This window comes from Acidimicrobiia bacterium (assembly GCA_035651955.1).
Taxonomy (GTDB): domain Bacteria; phylum Actinomycetota; class Acidimicrobiia; order IMCC26256; family JAMXLJ01; genus JAMXLJ01.
The window spans coordinates 1-20,185 of the sequence record DASRES010000004.1; the positions used below are offsets into that span (position 1 = coordinate 1).

17 protein-coding genes are annotated in these 20,185 nt (G+C 71.9%); 10 read left to right on the forward strand and 7 right to left on the reverse strand.

The window, feature by feature from the left end; translation table 11 throughout:
- Window positions 1-186 precede the first annotated feature (186 nt).
- A complete protein-coding gene (locus VFC33_01295; GenBank protein HZR11859.1) occupies window positions 187-702 on the reverse strand; it encodes a helix-turn-helix transcriptional regulator in 516 nt (171 codons plus the stop codon).
- Complete coding sequence (locus VFC33_01300; GenBank protein HZR11860.1) at window positions 692-1,429, reverse strand: DUF4115 domain-containing protein; 738 nt, start codon at window positions 1,427-1,429, stop codon at window positions 692-694. The genes VFC33_01295 and VFC33_01300 overlap by 11 nt, the downstream gene beginning before the upstream one ends.
- A 94-nt stretch (window positions 1,430-1,523) precedes the next feature.
- Between VFC33_01300 and VFC33_01305 the strand changes: the two genes are divergently transcribed.
- The 6 genes from VFC33_01305 to VFC33_01330 all read left to right on the forward strand — a co-directional run bounded on the left by VFC33_01305 (window position 1,524) and on the right by VFC33_01330 (window position 8,930).
- A complete protein-coding gene (locus VFC33_01305) occupies window positions 1,524-3,947 on the forward strand; it encodes a CoA transferase (GenBank protein HZR11861.1) in 2,424 nt (807 codons plus the stop codon).
- A 79-nt stretch (window positions 3,948-4,026) separates the two neighbouring features.
- Window positions 4,027-5,211: an acyl-CoA dehydrogenase family protein gene (locus VFC33_01310; protein HZR11862.1), complete on the forward strand. Its 1,185-nt coding sequence runs from the start codon at window positions 4,027-4,029 to the stop codon at window positions 5,209-5,211.
- A gap of 8 nt (window positions 5,212-5,219) precedes the next feature.
- Window positions 5,220-6,182 (forward strand): bifunctional MaoC family dehydratase N-terminal/OB-fold nucleic acid binding domain-containing protein, encoded by a 963-nt coding sequence (locus VFC33_01315; protein ID HZR11863.1) that lies wholly within the window; start codon window positions 5,220-5,222, stop codon window positions 6,180-6,182.
- Window positions 6,183-6,184: 2 nt separating this feature from the next.
- Window positions 6,185-7,312: an acyl-CoA dehydrogenase family protein gene (locus VFC33_01320; protein ID HZR11864.1), complete on the forward strand. Its 1,128-nt coding sequence runs from the start codon at window positions 6,185-6,187 to the stop codon at window positions 7,310-7,312.
- On the forward strand, window positions 7,309-7,749 hold the full coding sequence (locus VFC33_01325) for a MaoC family dehydratase (GenBank protein HZR11865.1): 441 nt from the start codon (window positions 7,309-7,311) through the stop codon (window positions 7,747-7,749). Before VFC33_01320 ends, VFC33_01325 begins: the two co-directional genes overlap by 4 nt.
- On the forward strand, window positions 7,746-8,930 hold the full coding sequence (locus tag VFC33_01330; GenBank protein HZR11866.1) for a lipid-transfer protein: 1,185 nt from the start codon (window positions 7,746-7,748) through the stop codon (window positions 8,928-8,930). Before VFC33_01325 ends, VFC33_01330 begins: the two co-directional genes overlap by 4 nt.
- Before the next feature lie 17 nt (window positions 8,931-8,947).
- Here the strand turns inward: VFC33_01330 and VFC33_01335 are convergent, their stop codons facing one another.
- From VFC33_01335 to VFC33_01345, 3 genes are read right to left on the reverse strand one after another with little or no spacing between them, the layout of a single operon-like run.
- Window positions 8,948-9,904, reverse strand: a complete 957-nt coding sequence (locus tag VFC33_01335; GenBank protein ID HZR11867.1) for an SDR family NAD(P)-dependent oxidoreductase — start codon at window positions 9,902-9,904, stop codon at window positions 8,948-8,950.
- Entirely contained in the window at window positions 9,904-11,553 is a 1,650-nt protein-coding gene (locus VFC33_01340; protein ID HZR11868.1) for an AMP-binding protein, read from the reverse strand. The genes VFC33_01335 and VFC33_01340 overlap by 1 nt, the downstream gene beginning before the upstream one ends.
- Before the next feature lie 22 nt (window positions 11,554-11,575).
- Window positions 11,576-12,484 (reverse strand): SMP-30/gluconolactonase/LRE family protein, encoded by a 909-nt coding sequence (locus VFC33_01345; protein HZR11869.1) that lies wholly within the window; start codon window positions 12,482-12,484, stop codon window positions 11,576-11,578.
- Between the two features lie 63 nt (window positions 12,485-12,547).
- On the opposite strand from VFC33_01345, the gene VFC33_01350 reads away from it, so the two are divergent.
- From VFC33_01350 to VFC33_01365, 4 genes are read left to right on the forward strand one after another with little or no spacing between them, the layout of a single operon-like run.
- Complete coding sequence (locus VFC33_01350; GenBank protein ID HZR11870.1) at window positions 12,548-13,477, forward strand: SDR family NAD(P)-dependent oxidoreductase; 930 nt, start codon at window positions 12,548-12,550, stop codon at window positions 13,475-13,477.
- Window positions 13,474-14,808: an MFS transporter gene (locus VFC33_01355; GenBank protein ID HZR11871.1), complete on the forward strand. Its 1,335-nt coding sequence runs from the start codon at window positions 13,474-13,476 to the stop codon at window positions 14,806-14,808. The genes VFC33_01350 and VFC33_01355 overlap by 4 nt, the downstream gene beginning before the upstream one ends.
- Before the next feature lie 26 nt (window positions 14,809-14,834).
- On the forward strand, window positions 14,835-15,623 hold the full coding sequence (locus VFC33_01360) for an SDR family NAD(P)-dependent oxidoreductase (GenBank protein HZR11872.1): 789 nt from the start codon (window positions 14,835-14,837) through the stop codon (window positions 15,621-15,623).
- On the forward strand, window positions 15,620-16,555 hold the full coding sequence (locus VFC33_01365; GenBank protein ID HZR11873.1) for an NAD(P)-dependent oxidoreductase: 936 nt from the start codon (window positions 15,620-15,622) through the stop codon (window positions 16,553-16,555). The genes VFC33_01360 and VFC33_01365 overlap by 4 nt, the downstream gene beginning before the upstream one ends.
- A gap of 76 nt (window positions 16,556-16,631) precedes the next feature.
- Here VFC33_01365 and VFC33_01370 read toward each other — a convergent pair whose 3' ends face one another.
- Window positions 16,632-18,968, reverse strand: a complete 2,337-nt coding sequence (locus VFC33_01370; protein HZR11874.1) for a CoA transferase — start codon at window positions 18,966-18,968, stop codon at window positions 16,632-16,634.
- Between the two features lie 5 nt (window positions 18,969-18,973).
- Window positions 18,974-20,110 carry an LLM class flavin-dependent oxidoreductase gene (locus tag VFC33_01375; GenBank protein ID HZR11875.1) on the reverse strand — a complete coding sequence of 379 codons (1,137 nt, stop codon included), beginning with the start codon at window positions 20,108-20,110 and terminating at the stop codon, window positions 18,974-18,976.
- Window positions 20,111-20,185 lie beyond the last annotated feature (75 nt).

The following is a 20,185-nucleotide window of genomic DNA, read 5'->3' on the forward strand; positions in this document are numbered from 1 at the left end:
CATCGGCGAGCGCGTCCTCGGCCTTCCCGCGGAGGCGCGCCCCGACAAGACCCTGCCGTTCCGGGAGCTGCTCTCGAGCTGACGCCCCCGGCCGAGCTCTGATGGATTCGACACCGCTCGGGTGTCCGTTCCACCAAAGCGCAGGTTCGGCGGTCGCGCTCGCGCGCTCGCCGCGACAGCCGTCTCCTAGCTGCGCTCCAGCAGGCGGTCGACGAGCGCTTCGACGAGCTGGCGGTCGCGCTCGTCGAGCGTCGAGATGCGCTGCGCGAGCGCGACGACGCGCGCGTCGGTCGTGTCCCGTGCGTGTGACGCGTCGACGAGGTGGGGCGCGGGCCGCCCGAGCCGGCCGCGCAGCTCGTCGGGGTCCACCTCGAGCGCCGCGGCCAGGTCGTCGAGCTCGCCGGGCGCGAGGTTCGGGAGGACGCGGACGCCGCCGTACGCGGTCTGGTATCCGGCTTCGAGCGCGCGCAGCGTCGACTCGGTCAGCTTGGCCCTTTTCGCCGCAGCCCGTCGCCCGAGCCCCAGCTCCTCGCGCCGCTCGGCGACGAAGCGGCCGAACTCGGCCCAGCGCTGCGCCTCGTTGACGCCGTGCAGGTTGCCCGACCGCTTCGGCGGCACGTGCGTCCGCCCGCGATTGCGCAGCGCGGCGAGGCCGTCCGGCGTGTCGTCGCGATCCTCGTGGGCGAGGTCGTCATGCTCCATTGGTGCTCCCGGTGAAGGTGACGGAGAGGACCTGCCCGGTCTGCTTCGGCAGCGCGAGCGGTTGCCCGTCCACCGTGAGCGTCACGTTGTTCGCGGCACCGAGGCGCAGATCCAGGCCGCCGGTGACCGGGATCGCCTGCGTCTCGCCCGCTTGCAGCGTGCGTTGGAACAACGGATTCGTACCCTGCTGCGCGGGCTGCGCGCGCACCCAGCACGGCGCGCTCGCGTCGATCGCGACCGTGAACGACGGCTGGTTGACGCTGACCGTGACGCTGCCCGAGCTCTGCGACGTGATCGTCGCCAGCGCGGGTGGGGCGGTCGTGGTCGTCGTGCTGGTCGGCGGTGCGGTCGTCGTGGTCGTCGAGACGGCACGGCGGTGTGTGGCGGACGTCGCCGGCGTCGCCGACTGCTTGTTGCTGCTCGAGCGCCCGATCCACCAGACGGCGCCGACGCCGGCCAGGACGAGGGTGCCGACCAGCGCGACCGCGATCGGCGCGAACGAGCGCGGCGCCCGGAAGTCACGCGGGACGCGGCTGGGGATGACGTCGGAGGGGTTCGCGTGCTCGGCTCCGGGTCGCGTGCGGGCGCGCGACGCCGCGTGCTGCAGCGCGTCGAGCGCGCGCTGCTGGTGCTCGACGGACTCGAGTGGTGTCGGCGCCTGCCGGTACCAGCGGCGGAGCGCGAACAGCCAGAGCAAGGCCAGGAGCACCCCGATGACGACGGGCATCGAGCTCGCGACCTCCCTCCTGTTGCCGTCTCGCCCGAACGGTGTCCTCTCTATTGTCGTCAATTGTGCTGCCCCACACTGACCGGGTGTGATCGTGGATCCGGAGCGCCCGCAGGCGCTCACCGGGGTGCGCGTGATCGAGATCGGCGGCGAGATCGCGGCCGGTTACGCCACGCGGTTGCTCGCCGACCTCGGTGCGGACGTCGTCAAGGTGGAGCCGCCCGACGGCGACACGCTGCGCGCGTGGGGACCGTTTCCCGACGACGTACCCGCGCGCGAGACGGGCGGGCTGTTCCGCGCGCTGAACACGGGCAAGCGCAGCATCGTCGCCGACCTCCGGGACCCTGCCGCGGCGACGCGAGTGGAGCGGCTCGTCGCGAGCGCGGACGTCGTCGTCGAGAGTCTCGGCGCCGGTGCGCTCGAGGACGTGGGCCTCGGGCCGGACCGGCTCACCGCCGTCAACCCCGCCCTCGCGCTCGTGCGCATCTCCGCGTACGGGCAGACCGGCCCGTCACGCGATCTGCCGACGACCGAGCTCACGCTCCAGACGACGGCCGGGTGGGTCTCCGCTCACGGGGTTCCGGGGCGCGCGCCCGCGCAGGTGGGCGGTCGGCTCCCCGAGTTCGCCGTCGCGTCGTTCGCGGCGTGCTCCGCGCTCACCGCCGCGCGCGCCGCGCGGGCGCGCGAGGAGCCGGTCGTCGTCGACCTGTCGGCGTTCGAGTGCCTGGTGGGGACGCTGGCGTACCCGATGCTGTTCGACGCGAGCCTGCGCGCGCTCGGGCTGCCGCCGCCCGACCAGCGTCACTCGACGCTCCCCGGCATCGTGCGCTGCCGCGACGGCTGGGTCGGGATCAACTGCCTCACGGGGCAGCACTGGCAGGACGTGTGTGCGATGGTCGGTGCCGACGAGTTCGCGGGCCGCCAGACCGAGATCGGCTGGGGCGGACCGGAGCTCGACCGCTTCTACGCGACGTTGCAGCCGTGGCTCGACGAGCGGACGGTCGAGGAGATCGTCGAGCTGAGCCAGGCGTTCCGCATCCCCGCGGCACCGGTCGCGGACGGCCGCTCGCTCGTCGAGAACGCGCAGTTCCGCGAGCGGCGGTTCTTCGTTGACGAGCCCGGTTCGTCGCTCACGCTCCCGGGACCGGCGTGGCGCCTCGGGCGCACCCCTGCGGTGCTGCGGAACGCGGCGCCGCGACTCGGGTCCGACGACGCTGCGGAAGCCGTCCAGCCTCGACGCGCGACGGGCGAGGACCGCGCGCGTGCGACGCCGGCGCTGCCGTTCGACGGCATCCGGGTCGTCGATCTCGGGACGTTCTGGGCCGGCCCCTACGCGAGCCTCTATCTCGGCGCGCTCGGGGCCGACGTCATCAAGGTCGAGTCCGTGCAACGACCGGACGGCTTCCGGTTCTCGGGCGCCTTCCCGCAGGAGGGGGACGACTACTACGACCGGAGCGGCATCTGGCAGGCCACCAACCTGAACAAGCGAGACGTCACGCTCGATCTCACCCGTGCCGCCGGCCGCGAGCTGCTCGAACGGTTGCTGGTGACCGCCGATGTCGTCGTGGAGAACTTCTCCGCGCGTGTCGTGGAGCAGTTCGGGCTCGGCTACGAGCAGCTCCGCGCGCTTCGCGACGACGTGATCATGGTCCGCATGCCGGGCTTCGGGCTCGCCGGGCCGTGGCGCGACTACGTCGGCTGGGCGATGGGGATCGAGCAGGCGAGCGGGATGTGCGCGGTCACCGGTCGGCCCGACCGCCCGATGAACCCGGGCGGGTTCCTCGACCCGGTCATCGGGATGCACGCAGCCGTCGCGATCCAGGCCGCGCTCTCGCACCGCGAACACACCGGCGAGGGCCAGATGATCGAGATCGCGCAGCTCGAGGTGGGCGTGAACCTCACCGTCGAGCAGGTCGTCGACTGGGTGATGAACGGCCGGGTCGCGCACCGGGACGGGAACCGCGACCGGCGGTGCGCGCCGCAGGGCGTCTACCCGTGTGCGGGCGACGGCGGCGCACCCGGCGCGACGCCGTCCGACTGGGTCGCGATCTCGGTGCGTGACGACGACGACTGGACGCGGCTCGTGCGCGCGCTCGACGAGCCGGACTGGGCGGTCGACCCGGCACTGAAGACGCAGGATGGGCGCCGCGAGCGTCACGACGAGCTCGACGAGCGACTCGCGGCGTGGACCGCGACGCGTGCGGCCGCGGACGTCGTCGGCGCGCTCCGACCGCTCGGCATCCCCGTGGCGCGTCCACTCCGCGCGAACGAGCTGTACGACGAGCCGCAGCTCGTCGCGCGCGGGTACTACCAGGATCTCGACAACCCGAAGACCGGGACCCGCCGCTATCCCGGCTGGCCGATGCGGTTCTCGTTCCTCGACCGGCCGCACCGGTTCGGGCCACCGACGCTCGGCCAGCACAACGAGGAGATCCTGCGCGGCGAGCTCGGCCTCGACGACACGGAGCTCGCGCGGCTCACGGACGAGCAGGTCGTCGGCGAGAGGCTCGCACGCTGATCGACGCCGTGGCCCGCTCCGACCCGGGATGCCCGGTTCTCTGACCCGCGGTTAGATTCACGCCTCCCCGGGAGGTCTCATGTTCCTCGACTACACGCCTGAGCAGCAGGCCCTGCGCCGGGAGCTGCGCGAGTACTTCGGTCGCCTGCTCACTCCCGAGGTGCGCGCCGAGCTCGGGCCGCCGGGAGAGGGCAGCCCTCTGTTCCGCACGATCGTGAAGCAGATGGGCGCGGACGGCTGGCTCGGGGTCGGCTGGCCGAAGGAGTACGGCGGCCAGGGTCGCGACGCCACCGACCAATTCATCTTCTTCGACGAGGTGCAGCGCGCCGGAGCGCCGTTCCCCTTCGTCACGCTCAACACCGTCGGGCCGACGATCATGAAGTTCGGCTCGCAGGCGCAGAAGGACTTCTTCCTCCCCGGGATCCTGCGGGGCGAGATCAACTTCGCGATCGGGTACACGGAGCCCGAGTCGGGGACCGACCTCGCCTCGCTCCGGACGCGCGCCGTGCTCGACGGCGACGAGTGGGTCATCAACGGCAACAAGGTCTTCACGAGCGGCGCGAACCAGGCCGACTACATCTGGCTCGCGTGCCGCACCGATCCCGACGCGCCCAAGCACAAGGGCATCTCGATGATCATCGTCCCGACCGCGTCGGACGGGTTCAAGTGCACACCGATCGTGACGGTCGGCGACGTCGTCACGACGGCGACCTACTACGACGACGTGCGCGTCCCGAAGGACAACGTGGTCGGCGAGGTCAACGGCGGCTGGCGGCTCATCACCAACCAGCTCAACCACGAGCGCGTCGGGCTCGCCGCGCTCGGCGGGCTGACCCATCGCCTGTGGGACGACACCGAGCGCTGGTGCCGGGAGACCGAGTCGGGCCGCGGCGACGGGCTGAACATGATCGACCTGCCGTGGGTGCAGATGGACCTCGCGCGCACGCACGCGCGGCTCGAGGCCATGAAGCTCCTCAACTGGCGGATGGCGAGCGCGGTCGCGAACGACACGCTGACGCCGGCGGAGTCCTCCGCGGTCAAGGTGTACGGCACCGAGTGCCTCATCGACGTGTACCGCACGTTGCTCGGCATCCTCGGCGCCGCGTCCTACCTTCCGGACCGGTCGCCGGGTGCGGTGCTGCACGGTGAGCTCGAGCGCGCCGCGCGCGCCGCGCAGATCAACACGTTCGGCGGCGGCGTGAACGAGGTGCAGCGCGAGATCGTCGCCGCCGTCGGGCTGGGCATGGCCCGCACCGCGCGATAGGAGGTCGAGTGGCGACGGTCGCCGAGGACGAGAAGGAAGCGTTCCTCGCCGAGCTGAGGTCGTTCGAGGGGCGAGAGTACGGCCCGCCCGAACGGGGCGCGGATCCCGTGAACCAGGCGATGATCCGGCACTGGGTCGAGGCGATCGGTGACGCCAACCCGGTCTACGTCGACGCGGAGGCGGCCGCCCGCTCCGTGCACGGCGGTGTCATCGCGCCGCCGGTCAGCCTGCAGGCGTGGGTGATGCGCGGTTTCCGGCCGACCGCGGGCGGCAGCGCGGTGCAGCAGGAGCTCATGGGCCTGCTCGACGGCGCGGGGTTCACGTCGGTCGTCGCGACGAACTGCGAGCAGGAGTACTTCCAGGAGCTCCACCTCGGCCTGCATCTCTCGACGACGACGACCGTCGAGTCCGTCAGCGAGGAGAAGCAGACCGGTCTCGGCGTGGGGCACTTCGTGACGACGCTCGTTCGCTACACCGACCCCGACGGCAACCTCGTCGGGACGATGCGCTTCCGCATCCTCAAGTTCAAGCCGGGCACGGGCCGGCAGGCGGCGAAGCCGGCCGCCGAGCGTCCGCCGCGACCGCGTCCCGCGATCACCCAGGACAACGCGTTCTTCTTCGACGGCGCGAAGGAGCACAAGCTCCTGATCCAGCGGTGCGCGAGCTGCCACACCCTCCGGCACCCGCCCCGGCCGGTGTGCCCGCACTGCGGCTCGTACGAGTGGGACACCGTCGAGGCGAGCGGACAAGCGACCGTCTACAGCTTCGTCGTCAACCACTACCCGCAGGTGCCCGCGTTCGACTACCCGCTGCCGGTCGGGTTGTTCGAGCTCGCGGAGGGCACGCGCCTCGTCGCCGACTTCGTCGGTGTCGAACCGGGTGACATCGCGATCGGCATGCCGGTGCAGGTCGAGTTCGTCGCGTACGACGACGAGCTCACGCTGCCCGCGTTCAGGCCCGCGGGGAAGTAGCGGTGGATTTCAGCTTCGGCGAAGAGCAGCAGGCGGTACGTGACCTCGCGGAGCAGATCTTCGCAGGGCACGCGACCGTCGAGCGCGTGAAGGAGGTCGAGCGCAGCGACGAGCGTGTCGACCGAGCGTTGTGGCAGGCGCTCGCCGACGCGAACCTGCTCGGCATCGCGCTCCCGGAGGACACCGGGGGCAGCGGGTTCGGGATCGTCGAGCTGTGCCTGCTCCTCGAGCAGCAGGGTCGGGCCGTCGCGCCCGTCCCGCTGTGGCCCACGCTCGTACTCGGCGCGCTGCCGGTCGCGCAGTTCGGGTCGCCGGAGCAGCGCGAGCGCATCCTGCCGGGCGTCGTCGCGGGCGACACGATCCTGACCGCGGCGCTCTCGGAGCCGGGTGCCAACGACCCGTTCTCGCCGGCCGCGGTCGCGTCACGCAGCGGCGACGGCTGGCGCCTCGACGGCCGCAAGCCGTCCGTCCCCGCGGGCCACGTGGCGCGTTGGATGCTCGTCCCCGCGTTGATGGAGGACGAGCCCGGTGCCGTCGGCGTGTTCCTGGTCGACGCGCGCGGGCGCGGGGTCGACGTGACGCCTGCCGTCACGACGAACCGCGAGCGCGTCGCGCACCTGAAGCTGACTGCCGCGCCGGCGGAGATCCTCGGCGGTGACGACGCCCGTGACGGCACGACGGTCCTCGAGTGGGTCGTCGATCGCGCGCTCGTCGGATTGTGTGCGCTGCAGGTCGGCGTCGCGGAGACCGCGGTCCGGATGGCGGCCGAGTACACGTCGAACCGGCACCAGTTCGGCAAGCCGTTGTCGACGTTCCAGGGCGTCGCGCTCAAGGCCGCGGACGCGTACATCGACACCGAGGCGATGCGCGTCACGATGTGGCAGGCCGCGTGGAAGCTGTCCGAGGGGATGGACGCCACCCGCGAGGTGCTCGTCGCGAAGTGGTGGGCGTCCGACGCCGGGCAGCGTGTCGTGCACACGACGCAGCACCTGCACGGCGGGCTCGGCGCGGACGTCGATTACCCGATCCACCGGTACTTCCTCTGGGGCAAGCAGATCGAGGACACGCTCGGCGGCGCGAGCGTCACGCTCGCGCGCCTCGGGCGGACGATCGCGGCGACGGGAGCATGACGATGACGTTCAACGCGACCGGGCTCCGTTACGACGACGTCAGCGTGGGTGACGAGCTGCCGCCGCTGGACGTCGAGCTCACGCGCTCGCTCATCGTCGCGACCGCGATCGCGTCCCGCGACTACCAGGACGTGCACCACGATCCCGGGCTCGCCCAGATGCGCGGCTCGAAGGACATCTTCATGAACATCCTGTCGACGAACGGGTTCGTCGGCCGGTTCGTCACCGACTGGGCCGGCCCGGACGCAGTGCTGAAGAAGGTGTCGATCCGGCTCGGCGCGCCCAACTACCCGGGCGACACGATGCACATGACGGGCACCGTGACCAAGAAGGAGGACGGCGTCGTCGAGGTCGCGGTGCGCGGCGCGAACGAGCTCGGTGACCACGTCTCGGGCACCGTGACGCTGACGCTCCCGCGCGCAGGAGGCGATGCGTGAGCGAGCGGAACTCGTTGAAGGACGCGGGCGCGATCGTCGGCATCGGCGCGACCGAGTTCTCGAAGAATTCCGAGCGCAGCGAGCTGCGGCTCGCGTGCGAGGCCGTGCAGGCCGCGATCGAGGACGCCGGGCTGCGGCCCGACCAGGTCGACGGCATGGTGACGTACACGGCCGACACCAATCCCGAGATCGAGATCGCGCGCAGCCTGGGCATCGGTGAGCTCACCTTCTTCTCGCGGGTCCACCACGGCGGCGGCGCGGCGTGCGGGACCGTGCAGCAGGCCGTCCTCGCGGTCAACGCCGGTGTCGCCGACTACGTCGTGTGCTACCGCGCGTTCAACGAGCGTTCCGGGAACCGCTTCGGGGCGGGCGTGCAGGGCCGCGCGCCCGTCGCCAACGCCGAGATGGCGCACTTCTCGTGGTACTCGCCGTTCGGGCTCCTGACACCCGCGCAATGGGTCGCGATGTTCGCCCGTCGCTACATGCACGAGTTCGGCGCCACGAGCGAGGACTTCGGGCGCATCGCGGTCGCGGACCGCAAGCACGCCGCGACCAACCCGAAGGCGTGGTTCTACGAGCAGCCGATCACGCTCGAGGACCACCAGGCGTCGCGCTGGATCGTCGAGCCGCTGCACCTGCTCGACTGCTGCCAGGAGAGCGACGGCGCGCAGGCGCTGCTGGTGACGACGCCCGAACGCGCGCGTGACCTCCCGCACCCGCCCGCGATCGTGAACAGCGCCGCGCAGGGCGCGGGCGACGACCAGGACATGATGACGAGCTACTACCGCCCGTCGATCACGGGCCTGCCCGAGATGGGGCTCGTCGCGCGGCAGCTGTGGAACACCACCGGTCTCGGCCCCGAGGACATCCAGACCGCGGTCATCTACGACCACTTCACGCCGCTCGCGCTCCCGCAGCTGGAGGAGTTCGGGTTCTGCGCGCGCGGCGAGGCGAAGGACTTCGTCGCCAACGGCAACATCGAGCTCGGCGGCCGCCTCCCCGTCAACACGCACGGTGGGCAGCTCGGCGAGGCGTACATCCACGGGATGAACGGCATCGCCGAAGGGGTGCGCCAGGTGCGCGGCACGTCGGTGAACCAGGTGCCCGACGTCGAGCACGTCCTCGTCACCGCGGGCACGATGGTCCCGACCAGCGCGCTGATCCTCGGCGTCGACCGGTAGCCGCCGGCCGCCGACAATCAGGAGGGCGGCGCGGTCGCCGACGTGCCGCGGGACCGGTACTGGTCCTGCCACTCCTTCGGCGGCGGGTCGGCCCGCTTGGCGCCGGCACCGAACATGCGGGGGATCTCGTGCGCGAGGTCGGCGACGGTCCAGCCGGCGTCGTGCCGTTCGACGTGCGTGTCCACCTCCCACGTGCGCACGTGCTCGACGGTCCCGCCCCGGACCTGGAACGTCTGACCGCTGATCCACGCCGCCGCGGGTGACGCGAGGTAGCACACGAACTCGGCGACGTGGTTCGGGTCGGTCGGGTCGAACGCTTCCTCACGCTCACGGGACCGGTCGATGCGCCAGCCGATCGCAGCCAACCGGGTCCGGGCCGACGGCATGACCGCGTTCGCGGTGACGGCGTACGGCGCCATCTCCGTCGCGACCGCCTCCGTGAACGCGATCACGCCCGCCTTTGCAGCGACGTAGTTCGACTGCCCGGCGCCGCCGTACAGCAACAGACCGGTCGACGTGTTCACGACGCGGCCGCCCTCGCCCCGTCCGGCCTTGGCCTCGCTCCGCCACCAGCGGCACGCGGCCCGGGTCACCGCGAACGTGCCGCCGAGATGGACGCGCAGCACGTCGTCCCACTCGGACGGCTCCATGTTGAACACCATGTGCGGGCGGCCGATCCCCGCGTTGTTCACGACGACGTCGACGCGCCCCCAGCGATCGAGCGCGGCCTGCACCACACCCTCGCCGCCGTCCACACGCGAGATGTCACTGGCGTCCGCGATCGCGTCACCGCCCGCGGCGCGGATCTCCCCGACCACCTCGTCGGCGGGCGTCTCACTCGTCGTGCTCCCGTCGGTCGCCACACCGAGATCGTTGACGACGACCCGCGCTCCGTACGCCGCGAGACGCAGCGCCTCCGCGCGCCCGATGCCTCGCCCCGCGCCCGTCACGACCGCGACCCGCCCGTCCAGCATCACACCGCCTCGAGCGCGTCGCTCCGGCCGCGGCGCGCGAACTCGTCGCGCAACGCGGCCACGTCTTCGTGCGTCATCCGGCGGTACGGTCCGTGCTTGTCGGCACGCCACCAGACCTCGTCGCCCGTCTCCCAACGATCCCGGCGGAGGGCACGCTTCAGGACCTTGCTCGTCTGCGTGACGGGCAGCTCCTCCATCAGGCGCACGAACCGCGGCGCCCACTTCGTCCCGAGGTCTTCCTGCGCGTCGAGGAACGCGAGGAACGCGTCGGGGTCGAACGTCGCGCGGGGGCGGAGCTGCAGCGCGGCCATCACCTCGTCGCCGACGTCGACGGCCGGGACCGCGTACACGGCGGCGAGGACGACGTCGGGATGGCGTTCGAGGATGCGCTCGATGGGCGCCGCGGCGAAGTTCTCACCGTCGACGCGCAGCCACTCGAAGTCGCGGCCCGCGAAGTAGAACCAGCCGTCCGCGTCGCGATACGCGAGGTCGCCCGTCCAGTACCAACCGTCCCGCACGCGCGCCGCGTTGGCGTCGTCGTTCTTCCAGTAGCCCTCGAACCCGAGCGCGCCGAGCTTGTTGACGAGCTCGCCGATCGCCTCGTCGGGGTTCAGGAGGTGGCCGGCGTCGTCGAAGCGCGCGGGCGGGCACTCCCGGCCCGTCTGCGGGTCGAGCACGACCGTGCCTTCGGGCGCCTTGCCGAGCGAGCCCGGCGGCTGACCGGGGACGCGCTGCACGACCGCGCCACCCTCCGTGCTGCCGTACGAGTCCGTGACGTGGCAACCGAACCGCTTCGCGAAGCGCTCGATGTCGCGCTCGGCCCCCTCGTTGCCGAACACGCGCCGGAGCGTGTTGTCGGCGTCGTCCGGTCGTTCCGGCGTCGCGAGGATGTACGAGAGCGGCTTGCCCACGTAGTTGAAGTACGTGACGCCGAAGTTGCGCACGTCGGGGAGGAAGCCGGACGCCGAGAACCTCCGCCGGAGCGCGACGGTGCAGGCGCCCGCGAGCGCCGGCGCCCAGCCGGCCATCAGCGCGTTCGAGTGGAACATCGGCATCGCCTCGTAGACGACGTCGTCGGCCTCGAGCGCGTAGTTCTTGGCGACGATCTGGCCGATGCGGGCGAGGCGGCCCTGCGAGCACAGGCACGCCTTCGGCGCGCCGGACGTGCCCGACGTGAACAAGAGCAGGTAGAGGTCGCCGGGATCGGCGTCGTCACCGCCGACGGGTGCACCTGCGTGCGACCCGAGTTGCGCGCGGTACTCGCTCGTGTCGACCACGAGGATGCGCTCGTCGCCGAGCCCGAGGTCGAGCCCGTCGAGCAGCGGCCGGTACGCGGCCTCGGTGACGACGAGCTGGCAGTCGGCGTGGCGGATGTCGCGCGCGAGCTCGGCGCCGCGTCGCGTCGGGTTGATCCCGACGACGGTGGCGCGGGCGAGCGCGGCCGCGCCCAGCCACATCGGGAACTCGGGAACGTTGTCGAGGAGCACGCCGACGTGCGGCGGGCCCGGACGCAGCACGGCACGAAGCAACGACGCCCGCTCCGCCGCGGCTCTGACGAGCTCCTCGTACGTCCACGAGTCGTCCTCGAAGAGCATGGCGGTGTGCTCGTCGCGGGCACGGTCGCGGAACAGCTCTGCCATCGTCGGCATGCGGGACACTCCGTGGCGTCGGTCAGGCGTCGAACGCGAGCCGCAGACCGGGACGCGGCCAGTCGATGGCGACGAGCCGCCCCGACCCGGACAACGTGACGTACGCCGTGCGCGCGTCGTCGCCCGCGAAGCAGATGTTCGTCGTCAGCGGGTCGGGGAGCGCGGTGTACTCGACGCGCGCGCCGTCGGGAGTGATCGCACACAGCCCGTCCGGTAGCGCGGCAGCCACCACCGTGCCGTCGGCCTCGACTGCGAGCGAGTCGAAGTGCGAACGCGTCGCGGCGACGCACGTGCCGCGCCGGTCGCGGGCGCGGCCCGGCCCGTCGAGGTCCCACGCGACCAGCCGGCCCGTGAAGCTCTCCGCGACGTACACGCGGTCACCGCCGGGAGAGAGGCCGACGCCGTTCGGCCCCCACAGGCCGTACGCGACCTCGACGATCGACGACCCGTCGGGCTGCGCGTAGTAGAGCCCGCCGCGGTCGACGTCGCGCGCGCGGGTCTTGCCGAGGTCGGTGAACCAGAACCCGCCGGTCTCGTCGAACACGATGTCGTTCGGGCTCCGCAGCCGGTGACCGCCGCACTCGCGGTAGAGCACCGTCGTCGCGCCCGTCGCGAGGTCGACGCGCTCGATCCAGCCGCCGGCGAACTCGGGTGGCTCGTTGCTCCCCGTCTTCAGGTCGAGGGGGACGTGGATATCGCCGAGCTGGGTCCACGTGAACCCGCCGTTGTTGCAGACGTAGACCGCGCCGTCGGGTCCGATCGCGGCGCCGTTGGGTCCGCCGCCCAGGTCCGCGACGACGTCGACGCCGCCGTCGGGTGTCACCCGGGTGAGCGTCCCGCGGCGGATCTCCACGACGAGGACGCTGCCGTCGGTCAGCGCCACGGGTCCCTCGGGGAACGCCAGCCCGGTCGCGATCTCGCGTACGTCCACGGCCCAACGTTCTACAGCCTGAGGCCTCGGCCCGCCTCCGGCGGCATGGGGTAGACCAGGGTGATGGACGAGCTGCGGTGGGACGGCCGGGTCGCCATCGTCACCGGCGCCGGCCGGAACCTCGGCCGTGCGTACGCGCGCCTGCTCGCCGCGCGTGGCGCGCGGGTCGTCGTGAACGACGTCGGCGTGGCGATCAGCGACACCGACGGGTCGGGTGCCGCGCCGGTAACGAATCCCGCGCACGAGGTCGTCGACGAGATCGGGCGCACCGAGGGCCCGGGTGTCGCCGTCGCCAGCACCGAGTCGGTCGCGACGCCCGAGGGCGGCGAGGCGATCGTCGCGACCGCGCTCGACGCGTTCGGCCGCGTCGACGTCGTCGTGAACAACGCCGGCGTCGTGCGCCAGGCCCCGTTCGAGGACTACGGCCCCGAGCTCGTCGACGCCGTGTTCGCGTCACAGCTCGGCGGGCACTTCAACGTCACTCGCGCTGCGTGGCCGCACATGCAGGCGCAGGGCTTCGGGCGGGTCGTCAACGTGTCGTCGGGCGCGGGTCTGTGGGGCGTGCCGAACATGGCCGCGTACGCGACCGCGAAGATGGGCGTCGTCGGGCTGACCCGTGTGCTCGCGCTGGAAGGGCGCGCGCACGGGATCAACGTGAACGTCGTCGCACCGAACGCGAAGACGCGACCCGGTGGCTTCGGCCCGATCCCGGCGTCGCCCGCGCTCTTCGACTGGCTGTCGCCCGACATGATCTCGCCGCTCGTCGCGTGGCTCGTGCACGAGTCGTGCGGCGTGACGGGCGAGTGCTTCAGCGTGGGCGGCGGCTACATCGGGCGTGTCGTGCTGGCGGTGACCGACGGCCGGCGCGACCGCGCCATGACGCCCGAGTCGGTGCGCGACCACTTCGACGAGGTGATGGACGACGGCGTGCTGACGCCGATGCCCGCCGGCACGGGCGACGTGGCGCGGATGCTGGAGGGCTTCGGCGCGTGACGACGGCGGCCGCGGCGGGCGCCCGGGACGCGGAGGAGCGCCCCTTCGGTCTCCGTCACGCGTTCCTCGCCTTCCGGTACCGCGACTTCGCGCTGTTCTGGACCGCCGCGATCGTCTCGAACACGGGCAGCTGGATGCAGAGCATCACGGTGCCGTACGTCCTGTACCGGATGACGAGCTCCGGCGCGTGGCTCGGCATCGCCGCGTTCGCGAACTTCTTCCCCGCGCTCGTCGTCGGTCCGTGGTCGGGCTCGCTCGCCGACCGCTTCTCGCGCCGGGCGATCATCCTCGTGACCCAGAGCGCGCAGATGGTCGTCGCGTTCTCGCTCTGGGCCGTGTGGGTCGCGGGTGTCGCGTCGCCGTGGGTGCTCCTCGTGCACCTGCTCGTCTACGGCGTCGCGTCGGGCGTGAACATCACGTCGTGGCAGTCGTTCGTCCCGCAGCTCGTGCCACGTGACACGATGCTCGGAGCGGTCCGGCTGAACTCGATGCAGTTCACCGGTGCGCGGGCGTTCGGACCGATGCTCGCCGGCCTCGTGCTCGCCGCGTTCGGTCCCGCGACGAGCTTCATGGCGAACGCGCTGTCGTTCCTGCTCGTGATCGGCGCGCTGCTGCTCGTGCATCCTCGCCCCGCCCCGGTCGAGGCACCGACCGCCAGCTACCTGGAGCACTTCCGGGCCGGGCTCGCGTACGTGCGGGCGCGCATCTCGCTCCTGCTCGCCGTCGTGACGATCTCCGTCGTGTCCTTCTTCGGCAGCGCGATCATCCAGCTCGCGCCGGCCATCGCGGACCAGCAGTTCCACGTCGGCAAGGCCGAGTACGGGCTCCTGGTCGGCATGTTTGGAGCCGGCGCGGTCCTCGGCGCGTTGATCATGTCGGTGTACGGCGACCGCGTGCTGCGCTCGCGCATGGCGATGACCGGCCTCGCCGTCTACACCGCGTCGGTGTTCGCGCTCGCCGGGACGCCGCTGTACGGGCTCGGTCTCGCCGCGCTGTTCTTCATGGGCGTCGCGTACCTCATGATCTCGGTGTCGCTCAACACGTCGACACAGATCCGCGTCGCCGAGACGTACCGCGGTCGCGTGCTGTCGATCTACCTGATGGGACTGCTCGCGGGCGTGCCGTTCGGCGCGTTGATCGAGGGTTGGCTCGCGGACCTCGTCGGGCTGCGGGTGACGATCGGCGGTGCGGGCGTCGTGCTCGTCGCGTACGGGCTGGTGATGCTGGCGCGCTTCGGCGCGCTCGCGCCGCTCGATCAGGGTCTCGAGCATCTCGACGCGGAGCTCGCCGCGGATCCCAACGTCGGCGCCGGGCCGCACGTCCCGGACTGACCGTCGCGTCGGTAGTCTGCCCGGCCATGGGGCAACTGGATGGCAAGGTCGCGCTCGTGACGGGCGCGGCGTCGGGGATCGGGAACGCGTGCGCGACGCGCTTCGCGTCCGAGGGTGCCACCCTCGCGGGGTTCGACGTGAACGAGCCGCCGGCCGAGCAGTGGCGCGCCGTCGAGCAGGCCGCGCCGAAGTCCGCGTGCTGGACCGGCGACGTGCGCGACGAGGACGCGGTCTCCGCGATGGCGCGCGACGTCGTCGCGCGCTTCGGCCGGATCGACGTGCTCGTGAACGCGGCGGGTGTCGCGACCGCCGGCTCTGTCGACATGATCGACGCGGCCGAGTGGGAGCGCGTCATCGGCATCAACCTGACGGGCACGTTCCTCGTGTCGAAGCACGTCGTGCCCACGATGCTCGAGCAGCGCTCGGGCAGCATCGTGAACCTCGCGAGCATCGAGGGGATCGAGGGGTTCCAGGGGCAGGCCGCGTACAACGCGTCGAAGGGCGGCGTGATCCTGCTCACGCGCAACATGGCCGTCGACTTCGCGCCGTCCGGCGTGCGGGTCAACTGCCTGTGCCCGGGCCTCATCGACACCCCGCTCACCGCGATGCTCCACGACCCCGGTCTCCAGCACGTGCTCGACCGGTTCACGAACTGGCACCCCATGGGCCGGCGCGGCCGAGCGGACGAGGTCGCGGCGGCCGCGCTGTTCCTGGCCAGTGACGACGCCTCGTTCGTGACCGGCGTGGCGCTGCCCGTCGACGGTGGGTTCACCGCGGGGCGCCGGCTGCTCGACCCGCCGGGCGTCGAGCGGTGAACGTCCTCTGCCAGCTCGGTGACGACATCGCGCGCCGGATCGAGCGCGCGGTTCCGGGTGTGACGACGACCGTGGTCCCCGGCACGGGACCGGTCCCCGACGAGGCGCAGGGCGAGGTCCTCCTCACCGCGGCGCGCGGGAGCGACAACATCGCCGACGTGCTCGGGCACGGCGTGCGCTGGGTCCACGCGTTCGGCACGGGCGTGGACCACTTCCCGCTCGACACGCTCGACGGCCGGCTGCTCACGTGCTCACGCGGCGCGAGCGCGATCCCGATCTCCGAGTGGGTCCTCGCCGTCATGCTCGCGTTCGAGAAGCGGTTGCCGGACGCGTGGATCACGGAGAAGCCGCAGCACTGGAACTTCCCGGTCGGCGGTCAGCTCGGCACGCTCTACCGCCGGACGCTCGCGCTGATCGGTCTCGGCGGCATCGGCACCGCGGTCGCGGAGCGCGCGCTGGCGTTCGGGATGCGCGTGCGCGCGCTGCGGCGCACGGATTCGCCGTCGCCGGTCGAGGGCGTCGACGTCGTCGGGTCGTTGGAGGACGTTTTGCGCGACGCCGATCACGTCGTCGTCACCGCGCCGGCGACGCCCGAGACGCACCACCTCCTCGACCCGGCCGCGTTCGCGGCGATGAAGCCCGGCGTGCACTTGGTGAACATCGCGCGTGGCGCGCTCGTCGACCAGGACGCGCTGCGGGTCGCGCTGGACGACGGCACGGTCGCCCGCGCGTCGCTCGACACGGTCGATCCCGAGCCGCTGCCCGAGGGGCACTGGCTCTACTCGCACCCGAAGGTGCGCCTCAGCGCGCACATCTCGTGGAGCATGCCGGACGCCGCCGATCTGCTCCTCGGCGTGTTCACGGAGAACCTGCAGCGGTACCAGCAGCGCGCGCCGATGCTCGGCGTCGTCGACGTCGCGGCCGGCTACTGACGCGCGCCACGCATTCTGTGAATCGTCATGCACACGATGTGTGTCTGACGCTTCACAGAACCGTGGGGCGGACGGGTCAGACGCCGAGCGGGCGGTCGCCGATCAGCTTCTCGTCGCGCAGGCGCGCGCGCTCGGCGTCGTCGAGGCCGAGCAGCTCGCCGAGGACCTCGTCGTTGTGCTGGCCGACGACGGGCGGTGGGCGTCGCATCCACGGCTCGTCGCCGCGACTCGCGAAGCGGAAGGGCACGGTCGGGATCTCGTAGCTGCCGACGACGGGATGCTCGATCGTCTCGAAGAAGCGGCGTGCCTGGAGCTGCGGGTTGTGCTGGATCTCCCGCGGGTGCAGGACGGGCGCGGCGGGGACGCCGGCGTCGAGCAGCGCCGCGACCGTGTCGTCGCGGTCGCGTCCTGCGAACCAACGGGCGAGCTCGTCGTCCACGAGATGCTGGGACCGGCGGCGCCCGTCCATCGTGTCGAGCGCCGGGTCGCGCGCCCATTCCGGATCGCCGAGCACGGTGCGCAGCGCGTGCCACTGCTCGTCGTCCGCGATCGCGAGCGCGACCCACTCGTCCTCCCCCGCGACGGCGTAGAGGTTTTGTGGCGCGGCGCCCGGGCCGTGGTTGCCCTCGCGGCCGAGCAGCACGCCGTACGCGCCGTGCTCGACGACCTGCTCGGCTGCGACGTTCAGCGCGGCCTCGACCATCGTCACCTCGACGAGATGGCCCTCGCCCGTGCGCTCGCGGTCGCGTAGCGCGAGCAGGAACGCGAGCACCGCGTGCATGCCCGCGAGCGGGTCGCATGCGCCCCGGGGGATCAGCGGCGCGCCGTCCGGGAACCCGGTCACCCACGCCATCCCGCTGATCTGCTCCATCGTCTGGGCGAAGCCGGGGCGGTCGCGCCACGGACCGCCCAGGCCGAACGCGGGCATCCGGACCATCACCGCGCGCGGGTTCGTCGCGTGCACGACGTCCCACGTCAGGCCGAACCCGTCCATGACGCGCGGCGTGAAATTCTCGACGACGGCGTCGCACTGCTCGATCAGCCGCTTCGCGAGCGCGACTCCCTCGTCGCGTCCCAGGTCGAGCGTGATCGCGCGCTTGTTGACGTTCGCGCCGTGGAAGACGGGCCCGTACTCCCACCACTGGTCGACGTTCGGTGGACGCGTCGACGAGAACCGCATGCCGTCGACACGCTGGATCGACTCGACCTTCACGATGTCCGCACCCAGCGCCGCGAGCATGTGCGTCGCCGACGGCCCCGCCCAGAACGCGGTGAAGTCGAGCACTCGGACTCCGTCGAGCGGGAGGCGGCGGTCGCGCGCGTCGCTCTCCTCCGGTGCGCGCGGTGGCCAGGGCGCGTCATTGTCGTGCTCGCCGACTCGTGGCGGCTCCGTGAACGGGCGCGGCTCGAGGCCGCTGATCCGGTATGGCACGCGCGGCTGCAGCCACGTGCGCCCGGGGTGGCGCACGAACGTGCCGCGCTCGACGAAGTGGTCGAAGCGCGTGACGTTCTCGCCGTTGCCGATCGGGGCGACGGGGATCCGCATCAGCGACGCGTGGTCGATGATCTCGGCGGTCGTGTGCTTGGTGGTCCACGCGTGGATCGTCGTGAGTGCCTCGTCCATGCGCCGGGTCCGGCCCGCGAACGACGCGAAGTCGGTGTCGTCGAGCAGGTCGGGGCGCTCGATGAGCACGAGGAAGTCCTGGAACTGCTGCGCGGTGATCGTGCAGAAGCCGACGTAGCCGTCCGCGGTCGGCTCGATCGACGGGATCTCGATCGTGCGCGCCGGCCCGCGGATGTCGGGCCAGCCGAGGAACTCCGCGAACACCGATGCGTACGTGTTCATCGTGACGGACATCGCCTCGAGCATCGAGACGTCGGCGTGGTCGCCGCGGCCCGTGCGCTCACGCACGCGCACGAGCGCCGCCGCCGCGACGGCGGCGTACGTCCCGGCGACGAACTCGCCGATGCGCCCGCCCGCGGACAACGGCGGTTCGTCGAACCGGCCGCGCGCTCCCGTCGAGCCACACCAGGCCTGCAGCGTGAACTCGGTCGCAGCACGGCCCGCCCACGGACCGCGGCGCCCGAACGGCGTGATCGAGACGACGACGAGGTCCGGACGCGCGCGCCGCAGCGCGTCGACGTCGAGGTCGCCGCTCTCGACGACGAGGTCGGCGCCGTCGAGCCAGCCGCCGGCCGCGGTCACCGAGCGCTTGGAGGTGTGCAGGAACCGGAACAGCGCGCCGTCGTCGCCGTCGGCCAGGCCGACGTGCGACGCGGTCCAGTGCCGCAAGGGGTCGCCGCCGTCGGGCTCGACCTTGACGACGTCGGCACCCGCGTCCGCGAGCAGCTTGGTGCAGTACGCACCCGGGATCCCGCGCGTGCAGTCGAGGACGCGGACGCCGTCGAGCATGCCGGCTACGCGTGACGCGCCGCGAGCTGCGCCTCGCGTTGCCGCCGCGTGCTGTGCACCGGGTCCCGGTCGTGCTCGGGCAGGACCTGACGTCCGAACGTCTCGACGGCCTCGATCGCGATGTCGAGTGGCATCGTCGTCGACAGCATGCCGAACACGAGCTGGTCGGCACCCGCGGCCTCGTACGTGGAGACCGCGCGGTCGACCTCCTCCGGCGTGCCGATGCAGACCGTCCCCGCGCGGATGCCCTGCTCGAGCCGCTCCGGGGTCGGCTCGGGGATCAGCTCGGGCCAGGTCGGGATGCCGGGCGGCTTCGGGAACGTGTCGAGATACCGGAACACGAGGCTGTTCTGGTACCCGGACGTCATGTTGCACGCGATGTCACGCGCGCGTTGCCCGTCCTCCAGGCACAGCATCTGGCTCGTCACCATGATGTTGTCGTTGACGTAGTCGCCGACGGGCTCCGCGTGCTCGATCTCGCGCTTGTAGACCTCGATCAGCGGCTTCAGCTGCTCTGGCGAGCCCATCGTGAAGCACAGGACGCCGACACCCATGCGGGCCGCCTTCTCGAAGGTCGACGGGTTGCCGGCCGCCATCCAGATCGGTGGGTGCGGATCGGTGTACGGCTTCGGCAGCACGTTGCGCGCCGGCATCGAGAAGAAGCGACCGTCGAACGAGTAGCTCGTCTCGCGCCACATCCGCGCGAACTGCGGGAGGACCTCGTCGACCATCGCCTTCGTCAGCTCGGGGTCCTCGATGCCGAACCCGCGCTGCTCCGTCGTCGACGAGCCGCGGCCGACGCCGAACTCGAACCGTCCACCGCTGAGGTGGTCCAGGACCGCGACGCGCTCCGCGACACGCGCGGGGTGGTTGACGGGCGGCGTGATGTTGAAGATGCCCGAGCCGACGTGGATCCGGTTGGTCACGCCCGCGACGTACGCGAGGAACGACTCGTTCGCGGACAGGTGCGAGTACTCCTCGAGGAAGTGGTGCTCGGTCGCCCACGCGTACTTGAACCCGGCGCGGTCGGCGGCCTTCGTCCACTCGATCTCGTCGCGCAACCGGTTGTGCTCCGCGTGCTGCGGGTCGGCGTCGCGCAGGTGATGCGGGAGGTAGAGGCTGTTGAAGATCCCGAACTCCATCCGGGGCCGTGTCTAGTGGGCCCGGTCGTGCGATGGCAACCAGGCCTCTCCCTCGTCTCGCGCCGGACGCGGAAC